This is a genomic window from Paraburkholderia sp. GAS333 (genome assembly GCF_050435665.1).
In the GTDB taxonomy this organism is placed as follows: Bacteria; Pseudomonadota; Gammaproteobacteria; order Burkholderiales; family Burkholderiaceae; genus Paraburkholderia; species Paraburkholderia fungorum_A.
In genome coordinates this window covers 765,612-781,401 of sequence record NZ_JBNDKS010000002.1, presented here as the reverse complement: position 1 = coordinate 781,401, position 15,790 = coordinate 765,612, and the positions used below count along the sequence as shown (strand labels likewise).

The 15,790-nt window shown below is 61.0% G+C and carries 12 protein-coding genes; 7 read left to right on the top strand and 5 right to left on the bottom strand.

Annotated features, from left to right (window positions below; all coding sequences use genetic code 11):
- Nucleotides 1-501: 501 nt before the first annotated feature.
- The 5 genes from ABH945_RS12735 to ABH945_RS12715 all read right to left on the bottom strand — a co-directional run bounded on the left by ABH945_RS12735 (nt 502) and on the right by ABH945_RS12715 (nt 9,016).
- Nucleotides 502-4,956, bottom strand: a complete 4,455-nt coding sequence (locus ABH945_RS12735; RefSeq protein WP_429250730.1) for a transporter substrate-binding domain-containing protein — start codon at nt 4,954-4,956, stop codon at nt 502-504.
- 58 nt (nt 4,957-5,014) lie between these two features.
- Nucleotides 5,015-5,761: an aquaporin Z gene (gene aqpZ / locus ABH945_RS12730; RefSeq protein ID WP_429251089.1), complete on the bottom strand. Its 747-nt coding sequence runs from the start codon at nt 5,759-5,761 to the stop codon at nt 5,015-5,017.
- Nucleotides 5,762-6,004: 243 nt separating this feature from the next.
- Entirely contained in the window at nt 6,005-6,649 is a 645-nt protein-coding gene (locus ABH945_RS12725; RefSeq protein ID WP_429250729.1) for a response regulator, read from the bottom strand.
- A 108-nt stretch (nt 6,650-6,757) separates the two neighbouring features.
- Nucleotides 6,758-7,447, bottom strand: a complete 690-nt coding sequence (locus tag ABH945_RS12720; protein ID WP_074766249.1) for a response regulator transcription factor — start codon at nt 7,445-7,447, stop codon at nt 6,758-6,760.
- 243 nt (nt 7,448-7,690) lie between these two features.
- On the bottom strand, nt 7,691-9,016 hold the full coding sequence (locus tag ABH945_RS12715) for an MFS transporter (RefSeq protein ID WP_429250728.1): 1,326 nt from the start codon (nt 9,014-9,016) through the stop codon (nt 7,691-7,693).
- A 99-nt stretch (nt 9,017-9,115) separates the two neighbouring features.
- On the opposite strand from ABH945_RS12715, the gene ABH945_RS12710 reads away from it, so the two are divergent.
- From ABH945_RS12710 to ABH945_RS12680, 7 genes are all read left to right on the top strand, one after another.
- Nucleotides 9,116-10,003 (top strand): LysR family transcriptional regulator, encoded by an 888-nt coding sequence (locus ABH945_RS12710; protein WP_429250727.1) that lies wholly within the window; start codon nt 9,116-9,118, stop codon nt 10,001-10,003.
- A 500-nt stretch (nt 10,004-10,503) separates the two neighbouring features.
- On the top strand, nt 10,504-11,220 hold the full coding sequence (locus ABH945_RS12705) for a c-type cytochrome (protein ID WP_074766247.1): 717 nt from the start codon (nt 10,504-10,506) through the stop codon (nt 11,218-11,220).
- Nucleotides 11,217-12,530 (top strand): c-type cytochrome, encoded by a 1,314-nt coding sequence (locus ABH945_RS12700; RefSeq protein WP_429250726.1) that lies wholly within the window; start codon nt 11,217-11,219, stop codon nt 12,528-12,530. Before ABH945_RS12705 ends, ABH945_RS12700 begins: the two co-directional genes overlap by 4 nt.
- Before the next feature lie 48 nt (nt 12,531-12,578).
- A complete protein-coding gene (locus ABH945_RS12695) occupies nt 12,579-12,752 on the top strand; it encodes a hypothetical protein (RefSeq protein WP_171910189.1) in 174 nt (57 codons plus the stop codon).
- A 2-nt stretch (nt 12,753-12,754) separates the two neighbouring features.
- The gene (locus ABH945_RS12690) at nt 12,755-13,327 is read left to right on the top strand and encodes a cytochrome C oxidase subunit II (protein WP_074762950.1); all 573 of its coding nucleotides are present in this window, start codon (nt 12,755-12,757) and stop codon (nt 13,325-13,327) included.
- Complete coding sequence (locus ABH945_RS12685; protein WP_074762949.1) at nt 13,314-14,939, top strand: b(o/a)3-type cytochrome-c oxidase subunit 1; 1,626 nt, start codon at nt 13,314-13,316, stop codon at nt 14,937-14,939. The genes ABH945_RS12690 and ABH945_RS12685 overlap by 14 nt, the downstream gene beginning before the upstream one ends.
- The gene (locus tag ABH945_RS12680; RefSeq protein WP_074762948.1) at nt 14,936-15,745 is read left to right on the top strand and encodes a c-type cytochrome; all 810 of its coding nucleotides are present in this window, start codon (nt 14,936-14,938) and stop codon (nt 15,743-15,745) included. Before ABH945_RS12685 ends, ABH945_RS12680 begins: the two co-directional genes overlap by 4 nt.
- The last annotated feature ends 45 nt before the right edge of the window (nt 15,746-15,790 follow it).

The window sequence follows — 15,790 nt, the reverse complement described above, 5'->3', positions numbered from 1 at the left end:
TTCTTTTTGCGCGGGTTGGGCCTGGCGAAGCGCTGGACTTGTGGTTGTCCATATCGGTCCGCGATACGTTGACTTGCAATGACGTTGGCGCTTGTGGCTATCAATCTGGCCAAAGACTTTGATAGAACCAAGGCCTCCGAGCTACGTATTTAAACGCGTCTGCCAACAGAAATAGATCTGGTTGAGTGACGTCAAATCAGCCCAAACACATTGTTTGACTGCAGAATCCAATGACGACGATCGACGCGGCATTGCCGTTTTAATCGATTTCCTCAAACAGTTAATTGCGGATTTTGTAGTGAATCAACCGGGCTATCCCGGTTATGCTTCGGCCTGCGAGAAGTGACTCCTTCATCGAGGGAAGTCTCCAAATCTTTAACGCGGCTTCGGCCGCGTTTTTTTTCGCCTTACAGTTTTACTTTTTTCGGGCGACGTGCGCGTCAATCTAGCAATCGCGCTCGAAACACGCCAGTAGTCACCCCCTCCTCGTGCAACAAAAACCTACGCGAGCAATGCCGCCTGCTGCTCGATGCCATCCAGCATCGCATTGCATTTGCGGATCAACGCCAGCCCGTCGCGGCGCACCTGCTCTGTAGGGTTGACGGCAATGTCGCGACGATATCCATCAATTGCATTGAGCAATGGCGGATATTGCAACACGCTTGCAGCCCCCGCCACACGATGAAGCCACTCGCGCAAAAGGTGAATCTCGACGATATCGAGCAACGGCGACAGCGACTGTATATCCTCCCTGACGGACGAAACAAACGCGTCAAGCAACGCCTTGACGGTCGATTCGCTGCCCCACAATTGCGTCATATGGCTAAGGTCCACGGGGACAAACGGCTCGGCTTCGCCATAAGCAACCGGCCTGACAGGCACCGACGCCGCAACGGCCTCCTCCGGTGTGATTTGTCTGGCGCTATCGGTGCCGAACCAGCGACTCAGATAATCGCGTAACGTGGCGAGCCGGGTCGGTTTGATAAGGCAGTCGTCCATTCCTGCCTCCCGACAGAGATTCAGGTCTTCGGGCGCGGTGTTCGCCGTGATGCCCAGAATCGGCAAACGATGCGCGCCTGCCCGCTCCCCTTCGCGGATCCGCCTCGTCAGCTCATAGCCAGACATGTTCGGCATATGGCAATCCGTGATCAGACATCCGTAGCTCGCGTGCTCCAATGCGGCCAATGCTTCTACGCCGTCGTTTGTCAGGTCGCAAGCAAAACCGAGCAACGCCAGTTGGTGACGGATCAACTCCTGATTAACCGGATGATCTTCTGCGACGAGAATCAGCCGACCGCTCGCGATGGCCTGTTCACGGTCCGGCGGCGTCGTGACACCTTCCGGCGTGCGCGAAACGCTGGCCAAACGCGGCGCAATAGACGGCAGCCCGGTCATAGCGGCGGCGCACGCGGCACCGAGGCCGCGCCACGAAATCGGATTAATGCTGACACGCACCCTATTGTCGAGAATGCGATAACCGGACGGCTTCGGTTTCTCGGTCAGGCAAATAACACGTGTACCCAAGCCGACGTTCGCGGGCAACGTCACGTCTTCACTGACGAACAGCAAATCGATTTCTGACAAGGCAGCGCGATCGCGCAATTCACCAGCGTCGGGCGTCAAACTGTGCAACTGAAGTCCGAGCGCATGCCCGAAGTTCATCAGCGCCAGGCCGACATGCGAGTCGTTGGTCAGCACGACTCCACGCTTTCCGCGCAAACCGCTCACGTGGTAGCGCTGCGCTTCTACGGGCATGGTCAGCCGCACGATCATGCGAGTGCCCTTGCCGACTTCGCTGCGTAGCGTGAGCGTGCCGCTCATCAGATCGATCAGCTTGCGGCAGATTGTCAAACCAAGACCCGTACCACCAAAGCGGCGTGTAGTGGACGATTCCGCCTGGACGAACGGCTCGAACAGACTCGCCTGGACTTCCGACGCGATGCCGATGCCGGTGTCCTCAACGATCATTTCGAGCGTCTGGGCATCGCCGTTCTGAGCAACAACCGACACCGCCACTTCAACTTCGCCCTGTGGCGTGAACTTGATTGCGTTGCCGAGCAGGTTAAACAGAATCTGCCGAAGACGAACGCTGTCGCCGCGCAACACCGCCGCGACTTCCGACGCGATGCCCACTCGCACCTTCAGCCCCTTCTCATGCGCGCGGCCCGCGAGGAGACCGACGGCATTGTCGACCAGTTCACGTATGTCGATCGGCTCGGCTTCGAGCGTCAGCCGGCCCGCGTCGATTTTCGAGTAATCGAGCAAGTCGTCGAGTATCTGCAACAAAGCGCCCGCCGACTCGTGGATCATGCCCAGCATTTCGCCCTGATCCGTATTCAGCGGCGTGCGTTCCAGCACTTCGACAAGACCCAGAACGCCGTTCATCGGCGTACGGATTTCGTGACTCATCATGGCGAAAAAATCGTCTTTGGCGCGTGATGCCGCTTCCGCCACGTCACGCGCTCGTGCAAGCTCCTCGGAACGCGCCCGCTCGACGCTCGCATCCACCCAGTAGCCGCTCCATACGACGCGACCATCCGCCTCGCGACGCGGAACCAGTTCGGCGCGCACCCACTTGGGCGGAAGCTCGCCATTGAGACGAAACTCCATATGCACGGGCGTTTCGCCGCTAGCCGAACGCTCCAGCTCAGCCAGCACGAATGGCCGGTCCTGCTCAGATACCCGATGGAAATCGACAAGATCGCGGCTGGTTGACGGCGCGTCTTCGCCGAACGGCGTAGTTTGGACTTCGCCACTGCTGCCCGACAGAAGTCGCGTGTCGCCACTGATAAACGGAAACGAATACACACCGTCCAACGTGCGCTGCATCTGGAACACCACGGCAGGCAATGAGCGAGTCACGTCGAAAAGACGCCGTTCGGTTTCACGCGCGAGCATTTCGGTGCGCCGGATATTGGTGATGTCGATCATGGTTCCGAGGATGTACGCCGGTTTGCCGTCACTACCGTTGCACACGCTGGTCCAGAACAGACCGTGCCGTGACTCCCCCTCCCGTGTCTCGAATTGCAATTCCACCTGCGCGATGTAGCCGCCTTTCAGTATGTCGCGCGTTACGTCGTCCAGAACGCGGCTGTTAGCTTCGCCCCAAGTCAGCACCTCCTGCGAGGTGCGTCCGATCACTTCCTCGCGGCTCATGCCGCACGCTTCCTCGTAGGCCCGGTTGATCGCCATGTAGCGTCCATCCAGCCCCTTTGCAACGAGCGGATACGGCACGGTCTCCATCATGGTTTCCTGGAAGTTGAGCTGCAGTGCGAGCTCGCGTTCGGTTTCCTTGCGAAGCCTGACTTCACGTTGCAACAACAAATATGCGCGCAACGTAACCAGCAACGCCACGCCGATACCGATCAGCACCGGCAGCAGCCGAACTGCGGTCACGCTCCAGATTCCATTGTCCGGCGCAGGGGCCGTCACCCATTTCTGGCGGATACGCTGCTTTTCCGAAGCCGGCATGGCTTGCAACGCGCGATCGATCAGTCCCGCAAGCGGAGCCAGATCGGAGCGCACGGCGAAATCGAGCGAATCGAACTCGTCGATCGTGCCAAGTATCTTGAGCACATTGGCATAACGCGTTCTGAGGAGAGGATCGACCGCGGCCACATTTCCTACCACCACATCCGCTTCGCCGGACTTGAGCATTCTCAGCGCGTCGTCGAGACTCGGCGCGACGACGATGTGGTCGGCCGGAATAGCTTCGAGCGCCAGCGAACCCGAACCGGCGACATGCGATGGAATAACGACCCGGCGCGATGCGAAATCCTCCAGCGACCGCGCGGCCGGTTCCCCCGCGCGCCCAACGATCACCATCGGATAGCTTTCGTACACCTGCGTATGCTCCGCATTCTTGAGATGCGGGCCGTTGTTGGACGCAGTGGCGAGAATGGCGAGGTCGCCGCGCTGAAAGGCGTCGACCGTGGAGGCCCAATCGGACGTGCGCGCGCGGTTGAACGCCACGCCGAGACTCCGGCTCAGATACGCCAGATAGTCGGCGGCGATGCCAGCGGGACGGCCCATCTCGTCGACATAGCTGAACGGCGGTCCATTACTGTCGAAGCCGACTTTCAATGGCGGCAACGAGCGAAGCCACGCTTTTTCCTGCACGCTCAGATCGAGGCGAGGAGTGCCGGTGTCCGGCTCCGAGTCGAAATTGCCGGACAACCAGCGCAAGCGGATCGCAGCGCTGTCGGCAGGGTTCATCGACGCGAGCGCCTGGTTCAGTTGATCTCGCAGCAACGTGTTGCCGCGCGGCACGCCAAAGCGTAAGTCGGACGTTCGGCCCGCTTCTTCGAACGCAACCCGCAGATCTCGGAATTCCTCAGTACCCAATTCGTACTGGACGACCGGCGTAAAACCGAGATAAGCGTCGGCGTCGCCACGGACTACTGCGGTGAGCGCCGCGCGCGTGGAGGCAAACGTGTCGATCTCCGCGCGCGGAAAGCCGTCGCGGATCGAACGTTCAAGAGCAAAACCTCGCTCGACGGCAATGCGCGCTTCGGCGAGCTGAGCTACGCCGGCGTACTGCTCGCCATTCCTGCGCACGACCGCCGAGACCGTCGAGTGGAAATAAGGCGCAGTGAAGTTGATGCAACGTTCGCGCTCAGGAGTGCGGGCAAGGCTCATCACGATGTCGACACGACCGGCGCAGGCAGCCGCAAATAGTTGCGGCATATCCGCAAACGTCCTGCTTTCGATAACGACGTTTTGTCCGACCAGCGCGCGCAAATAGTCACCGCTGACGCCACTGAGCCGATTGTCCTGCAACACGTCGAACGGCATCCACCCGCCGGCGAGTACACCGACAGTCAATTTTTCAGGAAAAGCGTGGACGGCTGGAGAACTTGGTTGAACCCCAGGTCTATGCGCGGCAGACGTCATTTGCACGGCCAGCAATAAGGGCGCCGCGAGCAGACACAACGCCGTGCGTTTGAGCGCTGGCATCAAAGCGATACGCTGGAGAAAACGGCGAATGAACAGAACATTTGTCACCGGGATCAACTCACGCGATATCCCCCTGACCATCCGCAAGCGCAACGCGTGACGAATCGGAGCTTTCTTTCAGGAAGGAAAACAGGACGCCGGCGACGATGCCAGCCGCCAATGGTGCAGCCCAGAACAGCCACAGTTGGTCCAGCGCCCAATTGCCGACAAACAGCGCCTGAGCCGTGGAGCGGGCGGGATTAATCGAACCGTTGGTAACCGGAATCGATACCAGATAAGCAAGCGTCAAGCACGCGCCGACGACCAGCGGAGCAATCGACGCCAGCTTTTCACGGCCAACAATCGACAGGCTCGCAATGACAAACGCGAAAGACAGCACAAATTCGACGACCAACGCCGAATGCATTGGATAGTCGGCAGGAGAATGTTCGCCAAAACCGTTAGCCGCGAATTCGCTCGCACCTAAATCGAAACCTGGGCGCCCGTTCGCGATGTAGAGGAGTAACGCAGCAGCCGCAATCGCGCCGAGAGTTTGCGCGACGATATAGGGCAGCAGATCCTTAACGGGAAAACGTTGTGCAACAGTAAAACCGACGGTGACAGCAGGATTGAAATGCGCGCCCGAGGTCTTTCCGAACGCATAACTGGCCGTGATAAATGCGAGACCAAATGCTAGCGACATCTCCAGTCCGCCATAGCCCTGCAAAACTGCACGGGTGTCCAGCACGGAACTGCCACAGCCGACGAACACGATCCACGCAGTCCCGATTCCTTCGCCACACAAACGCTTACCTAACGCAACCATCGCCCCTCCCATTTCCTGTGTACGAGGCAGACGGCGCCGCACAATTGCACTAAGGCATCCACCCTGAATTTTCTCGCGCTCTATCACTCCGGATCGCAGAACACCTTTGTCATCCGGCGATCGAGCAATGCAGTCTCAATGAATTCAGAATTATCGAAGGGGAACCTCGACGTACCAATGGGAAAACTCTTAAATTCCTTCGTCATCAGAACGATTTTCGGACAGCGCACCACCTGCCCTCTGTCAGGCCAGGCCGATTTGCCGGGCGTATTCGATCAGTTCAGAGTCTGTTTCCAATCCGAGCTTGCGCATTGCACTGCGCTTTTGCGTACTAATAGTCTTGCCGCTACGCTGCAAACGCGCCGCAATCCTGCTCACCGCCATGCCCTGCACGTAGAGCTGGAACACCTCCCACTCACGTGCGCTCAGCACGCCGGCGCGGAGCTGTGGCTCCGGATCAGCACTCCCGATCGCGATACTCGCTTGCTCCGACAGATAAATCTCACCGGCAACGACGGCCTCGATCGCGTCGATCAAAGCCGACACGGCGTCACGCTTACTGACGATTCCAGTCACACCTATGTTCAGCAGGCCGCCGAGCATAGGCGGATGACAATTCATGGTCAGCACAATGACGTTAGGACGCGGCCCGCCTCGCAACACGCGGCGCAGGAACGACACCGAGTTGCTCGCGCCGTCGATTCCCGGCATGCCGATATCCGAGACGACAACGTCGCACGGGTGAGCATCCAGCAGTACCGCCAGACCATGCGTGTCGGATGCCTCACCGACGACCTCTATATTCGGGTTGTTCTGCAGCAGGTACCGGATGCCGGCACGAACGCAGTGATGATCGTCGGCCACGGCGACGCGTATCTTGTGTGTCATTTTTAGCTGTCTTTTCGATTGTCATGCCCAGCACGCGACGTGCTTCCCCGGGCAATGCCAATACTTTTTATATTCGACGCGCCACGCATGCGACGCGTCGCCGGTTCGTCAACGACCTGGCGCTTGCGCGTCTGACACCACGCCGTGCTCGACGGCGAAACGGAACAACTCCGCGTCGCTCTGTAACGACAACTTGCGCATTGCCGCGCATTTCTGTGCGCTAATCGTTTTGACGCTGCGCCCCAGACGCCCGGCGATCTCGCTGACGCCAAACCCCGATGCGTATTGTGTGAACACCTCGAGCTCGCGGCGCGACAACATGGTATGGACGAAATCGAGTCGCTGGGTCACGTTGGCGTCGGCAATCTGCGCACGAATTGCGGGGCCGATATAGCATTCGCGGGCCATTGCCATGACGATTGCCACGTGGATCAGATCGATCCGGTCGCGCTTGCTCACCAAACCGTCGACGCCGAGAGAAATCACTTTTTGCAGCGCAGTCGCCTCGGTCTCCATGGTGAGGATGACGAGCGCGACCTTCGGATAACGCGTCTTGAATTGCCTGATGGCCTCCAGCCCGTGACTTTCCGACGAACCCGGCATGTAGAGGTCCATGAGCACCAGATCGCAGGGGTTGCGTTCGATCTCCGTGAAGAGGTCGGTGGTGTCTGCTGCGCGGCCGACAACCTCGATGTCCGGGTAGCCGTTCATCAGATTGTTGATCGCCAGCAGAACCAATGGATGGTCGTCAGCGATGATCGCCCGAACGGGTTTGCCTGTCTCTGTGGTGTCGCTCATCATTTCTTCTTCTCCCTGCCTGACTTTTCCAGGCTATCCGGCACGACCAGTTCCACCTCCATGGTCAGATATTTTTCCGGCGATAAATATCGGATCGATCCGAAACGGGAGCGAATAATTCTGAATGACAAATTACTTAGATATGCGATTCAAATATAGAAAATCTCTTTCGCCAGCTTATTACGTGGATTATTCGAACGCCCATTTATTTTTTATGCCGGAAAGTGGAAATTCGATTAAGCGTCAGATTGCATCACAGGCTCGCGCCGCTCGTGCCTCACGCACCCGGATCGCGCGCGGAAAAATGGGCAACGCGAGCAACGCACAGGCGCTGGCCACCGCCCAAACCATCGGCCACGATCCAATCGACAACAGCGGCGGGATTGCCAGCGGAGTCAGAAACAACGTGAGAAAAACACACGTATTGCCGATTGCCAGCGCCGTGCCCGCGCGACTCGTGCCGGCCAGCGTCGCGAGTTCGGTGAAGGCGACGCCGTGCCACGCCGACGCGCTCACGCCCCCCAGCACGATCAGCACCGCGAGCAGCGCGGTCATCGTGATGTGATGCATGCCCACGACGCCGGTCACGAGAGCTAACACGGCGAACAGGACGGCCGTCAGCAGGCTGCACGCGCGCATATACGCCCGTCGATTGCGGCGCCGGTCAGTCCAGCCGCCGCTCCAGACTCGCGCGATCGCCGCGCCCGTCTGCACGGCCGCCATCGTCACGCTGATCGCCAGCACGCCGGCCCGGCTGAAGTCGTGCAGGAACACCGTCCCGAAAGTGAGCACGGCAAGTTGCGGCACGCACAACGCGCCCGCGCCGAGCGCGACGCGCCAGATGCCGATGTCGCGCAACGGCGAGACCTGCTTCGGCATAGCCGCCGATACAGTCGCGCCTTGCGCCGCAAGTGAGCGGATCGCGTCGTCCGAATCGACGTGCGACGGTTCATGCAACCAGTGCCACGCAAACGCCGCTGTGATCGCGCACGCAAGCGCCAGCGCGCCATAAGCGCTCGCAAAGCCGAATCTCGACGCAAGCGCCGGCAGCACCAGTGCGCCCAGTCCGCCGCCCGCAGGCACTGCGGTCTGCCGGATGCTCATCGCGAGCCCGCGCTCCCCCTCGCGAAACCACGCCATCACAGCCCGGCCGCTGGATCCGTTGACACTGCCGCCGAGCAGGCCGACCAGCAGAAGTCCCAGCGCAAGCACCGTCACACTCGGCACATGCGCGTCGCCCGGCACCACGAACAGTGCGAGGCCGGCGAGCGCGGCAGCGGTCGACAACAGCCCTAGCAGCAGCACCCGTCGGTCGCCCCAGCGGTCGGTCAGCAACCCCCAAGGCAACTCGCTGACCGAAATACCGAGACCGAGCATGCCGAGCACGAGTCCTAAACCGCCATTGTCCAGGTGATAGCCCGCGCGCAGAAAAACCGCCGTCGTTGGAATTCCCGAAAATGCCGCCGAAAAACTCGCGTTCGCGGCAAAGCCGACCCCGAGCACCTTCCATCGATGCGCCGCCGAACGCTTTTGTGCAGCGACCGCAACCGCCATTGCCTCATTTCCCATGACTCGCTCCAATTGCAAAGATTCTGGAGGTATCCTACGGTTGGGCATTCCATCGGAAAAGCCGGAAATATAGATAGCATCCATCGGATATACCGAATCATGAATCAACGCGGATTCGACTTCACACAGTTGCGGACCTTCGTCGCCGTCGCCGAATCGGGCAGCGTTTCAGCGGGCGCGGAGCGTGTTTTTCTGTCGCAATCGTCGGTGAGCGAGCAGCTGAAAAAACTTGAAGAACGCGCGGGCCAGCCGTTGTTCGTGCGCAGCAAACAGGGCGTGTGCGCGACGCCCGCTGGCAACCGCCTGCTCGACCACGCGCGGCGCATTCTCGCGATGAGCGAAGCGGCGTTCGAAGACCTGCAAGGCCGTTCGCTCGACGGCGAGTTGCGCATCGCGATCACGGACTATTACCGTCCGCACGACATCGCACGGATTCTGAAAACGTTTTCCGAACAGCATCCGCGATTGAAGCTGCATGTCACGGTGATGCCGAGCGCGGCCATCGACAGCAGTGCGGCCGACGATGCGTGGTTCGACATCGGCCTTTCATTGCGGCTCGGCACCGGCAAGCCGCGCGCCGCTGGCCGGCGCAGCGGTGCGCAAAGCACCGTGGTGCGGCGCGAGAAACTGCTATGGGTCAGCGCCGCCGACACCCCGTCGGGTCCCGCCACGCCCTATCCTCTCGTCTTACTGCCGTCGACGTGTCAGTTGCAGCGCTTCGTCGTCAAACTGCTCGACGAACACAAAGTGCCCTACGTGGTGTCACATTCCGCGTCCGGCGTCGCAGGTTTGCAACTGGCGTTGAAGGCCGGACTCGGCATTTCCTGCCTGAACGAATCGTCGATTGGCGGCGGCGTGGTCGCGTGTCCTTCGAGCATCGGGCTGCCCGCATTGCCGGCGGTCGAGTTTCATTTGCTGCCAGGGCGAATCGGCGAAAGCGAACTTGTCAGCAATGCGCGAACCGCGTTAATGCAATTGTTTGCCTGAGCATCCAATGATCAATATCAATTGGTGCGCAATGGCGAGTTGAAAGCGCGCAAATCACCTCCTATGATTGTTGCGGCACACAATCAATCGGCCTTTGTTTTGCTGTTGACGCACCGCATAAATTGCTGCAACCTGACACTCGCTGCCGGACGTTTCAGATTCGTTTCAAGCGTTATTCGCCGCAGCCCGAAAGCCGCCGCCCCTCGGCGCATTCAGGCAGATCATTGTGTTTGAAAATGCAATTGCATCGCCGTACTAAAGTCGCACCCAAAGTCGAAGCTAAAGCGCACCAGAAATAGCTGTCTCGACATAGTGCCGTCACAGTTCATGCATTAACACTTCGCGTTCCGGAATAAGTCCGTTCTGATTCGCTGTTATGCAGTTGCTATAAAAGACCGACAGCCCGACATACATTCGCCCGCGAGATTTCTGAGTGAATCCGCGCGCGAATGCGTGAGAATCAAATCGATAAAAAAGAACGTTCCCCAACGAGGCCTGGCGTGCAGCGTAGAACTATCGGATCTTCGGTTTTGCTCGTGCTTTACGTCATGTGGAGCGGCGCGGCATTGGCGGCCACGGACGCCTCCGGCGCGATGCCCTCGGCAATGGACGAGCGCATTCGTGCGTGCACGTCGTGTCACGGGGTGCAAGGCCAGGGGCTGAACAACGACTACTTCCCGCGCATTGCCGGCAAACCAGCCGACTATCTGTTCAATCAGCTCAGCGCGTTTCGTGACGGCGGCCGGACTTATCCGCCGATGGGCTACCTGCTCGCCTTCCTGCCCGACGACTATCTACGCAAGATCAGCCAGTATTTCGCCGATCTGCAACCGCCGTATCCCGCTCCCGATAACAGCGACGTTCCGGCAGCCACGCTCGCCGCTGGCGAGCGGCTCGTCATGCACGGCGACCCGGCGCGCAAGATCCCGGCGTGTATCGCGTGTCACGGCGCGCGGATGACAGGCACGCAGCCCGGCATTCCCGGCCTGCTCGGCTTGCATGCGAGCTATATCGCCGGACAGATGGGCACCTGGCGCTCGGGCACGCGTCACGCGCTCGCACCCGACTGCATGCATTCGATCGCGGTCAAGCTGAGCGACAAGGACATCACTGCCGTGTCGAGCTGGCTCGCGCGCCAGCCGCGTCCGGACGACCCGCGTCCCGCAGCGTCGGCCGCCGGGCCGCTGCCTCTTGCATGCGGGAGTCAACCGCAATGAAGCCGACATTTCGCCTGCTGATGGCCGGTTTGATCCTCGGCGGCGGCGCCATGCTTCTGCATTCGCTGCCTGCGCCGTTTTTAGCCCAAAGTCACGCTGCCGAAGCCGCCTCGGCAACACCCGCTGCCGCGTCGGGCGTGCAGGCCGACACCCGTCCCGAAATCGTCAAACGCGGCGAATATCTGGCGCGCGCGGGTGACTGCATCGCCTGCCACACCGCGCCGCGCGGCAGGCTGTTCGCGGGCGGTCTCGCGATGGAAACGCCGTTCGGCACGCTGTATTCGCCGAACATCACGCCGGACGTGCAATACGGCATCGGCTCGTGGAGCCAGGAAGCGTTCTTCAAGATGATGCGCACCGGCCGCAAACCGAACGGCGAGCTGATCTACCCGGCCATGCCGATCGCGCAATACACGAAGGTCACGCGCGAAGACTCGGACGCGATCTTCGCTTTCCTGAAGACCGTCGAGCCAGTGCGTGAGGCCAACCGCAAGCACACGCTGCGCTTCCCGTACAACCAGCGCGACCTGCTATACGGCTGGCGCACGCTGTATTTCCGCGAGGGCGAATTCAAGCCGGACCCGAACAAATCGGTCGAATGGAATCGCGGGGCGTATCTGGTCGAAGGGCTCGGACACTGCACGATGTGTCACACGAAAATCAACATGCTCGGCGGCTCGTCCAAGCGCGATCAGTTCGCGGGCGGTCTGATTCCGGTGCAGAACTGGTACGCGCCGTCGCTCACGTCGAATAAGGACGGCGGTCTCGGCGACTGGAGCATCAAGGACATCGTCGATCTGTTGCAGGCGGGCATTTCCGATCGCGGCGCGGTGTACGGCCCGATGGCCGAAGTCACCTATCACAGCCTGCAATACCTGACCGACGAAGACATCCGCGCGATGGCGGTCTATCTGAAAAGCCTGCCGGACAACAGCGGTCGCAAGTCGGGGCCGAGCGCGCCGACCAATAACAACGTGTTCGCGCTCGGCGCAAAAATTTACGCCGACAAATGCGCGCTCTGCCACGGCGCAAACGGCGAAGGACATCTGCAGCATTACCCGCCGCTCGCGGGTAATCAGTCGATTGAAATGGACTCGGCGGTCAATCCGATCCGTATCGTGCTGAACGGCGGATTCCCGCCCGGCACCATGCGCAATCCCGAACCGTACGGCATGCCGCCGTTCGCGCAGGAACTGAACGACACCGAAGCGGCTGCGGTGGTCACGTACATCCGCACCGCGTGGGGCAATCATGGCCAGCCGGTGGACGCGCGCCAGGTCAACGAATTGCGCAACGCGCCGCTGCATTGAGTCACGCGTACCGAACCGCTGAACCGCTGCTCTGGAGAACCAACCGACATGAGACCGAACGACACCCCCGGCGCGCCGCCCACCGATGACGAAGTGGAACGCGTCGTCGCGTCCGGCCCGCATGGCGCGATTGCCGTCGCCGGGGTCGCGACGGTGATCGTCATGGCGATCTGGTTCGCCTTCTACTTCTTCGCGTTTCTGCCGCGCGGCGTAATCCACTGACCATGTCGACCGAATCGAATCATCAACCGGATAGCGGCCACTCGGTCGCACTACGCGCCGAACGGCGCTGGGCGATTTTCGCGGTCGGGCTGATCGTGCTGATGCTGGCCGTGATCGTCTTTTCCGGCCTGCATTGGGCGATGATGCCGCCGTCGCGTGTCGAGACGATCGACCCGTCGCGGCTGCAATTGTCCGGCGAATTCGTCGAAGACAACCTGGGCAGCGCGGTGCAGCCCGACGGCTCGGTGATGGTGCGTTTCATCGCGCAGCAGTACTCGTTCACGCCGCAATGTCTGCTGGTGCCCGCCGATACGCCGATCACGATCCGCACCACCAGTGCCGACGTCGTGCACGGCCTGCTCGTCACCGATACGAACATCAACACGATGGTCGTGCCCGGCTACGTCGCGACGCTGAACACGCAGTTCGACCATCCCGCCGATCACAACATGCCGTGCCACGAGTTCTGCGGCTTCGGCCATCAGACGATGTGGGCGCACGTGAAGGTGATCGACAAAGCCACCTTCTTCGCGATGGCCCGACAATCACGGAGGCTGAGCTGTGTTCCACGCTAAGCGACTCGTTCTCGCCCATTTCTGGCTCGCCTTCATCGCGTTTCTGATCGCGCTGTTCCTCGGCGCCTGGCAGATGCTGGTGCGCAGCCCGCTGGTGCCGTGGATCGGCGACCCCGAGTTGTATTACCGCTCGGTCACCGCGCACGGTTCGGTGATGGCGTACGTGATGCCGACGCTGGTGTCGATGGGCTTCGGTTACGCGATCGTCGAACTGGCGCTCGCGCAGCGTCTGGTCGGTCTCAAATGGGCATGGGCCGCGTTTTATCTGCTGCTGGTCGGCGCGGTAATGGCGATGGTGCCGGTCGCGCTCGGCAAGGCTTCGGTGCTCTACACCTTCTATCCGCCGATGATCGGTAGTCCGTTCTACTACCTCGGCGTGGTATTGGTGGTGGTCGGCTCGTGGATCTGGGTCGCGCTGATGCACGTGAATCTGCGCGTGTGGAAGCGCTCGAACCCCGGCAAGCCCGTGCCGCTCGCGATGTTCGCGAACGTGGCGGGCGCGTATCTGTGGGCGTGGACCGCCGTGGGCGCGGCGCTGGAGATTCTGTTCCAGATCCTGCCGGTCGCGTTCGGCCTCACGCACACCATCGACGCCGGTCTCTCGCGCATCCTGTTCTCGTGGACACTGCATGCGATCGTCTACTTCTGGCTGATTCCCGCGTATATCGCGTACTACACGCTGGTGCCGCGCGCGATCGGCGGAAGGCTGTATAGCGACTCGATGGCGCGCGTGTCGTTCATCCTGTTCCTCGTGTTCGCGATGCCGATCGGCATTCACCATCTGTTCGCCGATCCGCAGGTCGGCTCCGGCTTCAAGTTCCTGCACGCGGTATTCACGGGCATGGTGTCGGTGCCGACGCTGCTGACGGTGTTCACGATCTGCGCGTCCGTCGAAATCGCGGGGCGGTTGCGTGGCGGCAAAGGTGCGTTCGGCTGGCTCACCGCGCTACCGTGGCAAAACCCGATGATGCTGGTGATCGCATTTTCGTTCGTGATGCTGGGCTTCGGCGGCGCGGGCGGGCTCATCAACATGAGCTATCAGCTGAACTCGACGGTGCACAACACGCAGTGGGTGACCGGGCACTTCCACCTGATCTTCGGCGGCGCGATCGTGATCATGTATTTCGCGATCGCATACGAACTGTGGCCGCAACTCACCGGACGCGCGATCTTCTCGGCGAAGCTGGTCCGTACGCAATTGTGGCTGTGGTTCATCGGCATGATGGTCGTGACGTTGCCGTGGCATTACGTGGGCCTGCTCGGCGCGCCGCGTCGCATGGCCTATTACGACTACAACATGTCGGGCATGCAGGATCAGGGCTTCTGGGTTGGGATGTCGGCGGTCGGCGGATTGGTGCTGGTCGCGTCCGGCGTGCTGTTCATCTACATCCTCGCGAAATCGCAATTCGGTCCGGCAATCGAGGCGCAAGAGTTCCGCTTTGCGACCGCCGCGCATCCGGTGGACCGCGTGCCCGCCGCGCTCAACAGCTTCGGCTTGTGGGTCGCGCTGATGATCGGCCTCACGGTCGTCAACTACAGCGTGCCGATCGTGCAGTTGCTCAGGCTGCCGCAAACTTCCGTGCCGGCCGTCATCATCGGAGCGCAGCGATGAGCGAAGAACGCGTCTTCAGCTTGCGTAACCCGTGGTTCACGTGGAGCGTGGGCGGCACGATTGCGATTGCCGTCGTGGGGATTCTGATCGGCTTTATCTGGCTGCCGTCGGCGAGCAGCGCATTCGGCGATCGCAGTCTGTGGGCGACGATTTGCGGCGCGGCGGGCGTGCCGTCGAGCTGGTACAACGGTTCGAGTGGAAACGCACCGGTGCCGAGCGAAGTGGTCGTGTTGCCGCCTTCGCCATGGATCCATCCCACCGCGGATTCGATCGGACGCGGCGCGACCATCGCGACGCAAAACTGCTCGATGTGTCACGGCGTGACCGGCACGCCGCCGGTCACTGCTCCGGCGTTGGCGGGACAGTACCCCGACGTGATCTACAAGGAATTGCGCGATTACCAGAACGGTCTGCGGCAAAGCGCGGTCATGCAGGCGATCATCGCGGGGCGCAGCAATCAGAATCTGGAGGATCTCGCCGCTTATTACGCGTCGCTGCCGAGACCGCCCGCAGCCGAAGTTCTGCCGCGCGGCGACGAACCCGATGCGAACGCCGTGAAGCTCGCGATGCAGGGCGATCCCGAGCGCAATATCGCGCCGTGCGCGGCGTGTCACGGGCAACTCGACCGGAAAGGCGCGGCGCCGTGGTTAGGCGGACAGTCTGAGGTTTATCTCGCTGCGCAGATGCGCGCGTTCGCTTCCGGCGCGCGGCACAACGACATCAACGAGCAGATGCGGAACGTGGCGCGGCAATTGACGCCCGCCGAGATCGACGGGCTGGCGAATTACTACGCGCAGATGCGGTAGCGGGTGTGTGGTTTTTTGCGGCGCGTGCCGTCTCTGATCCCGATC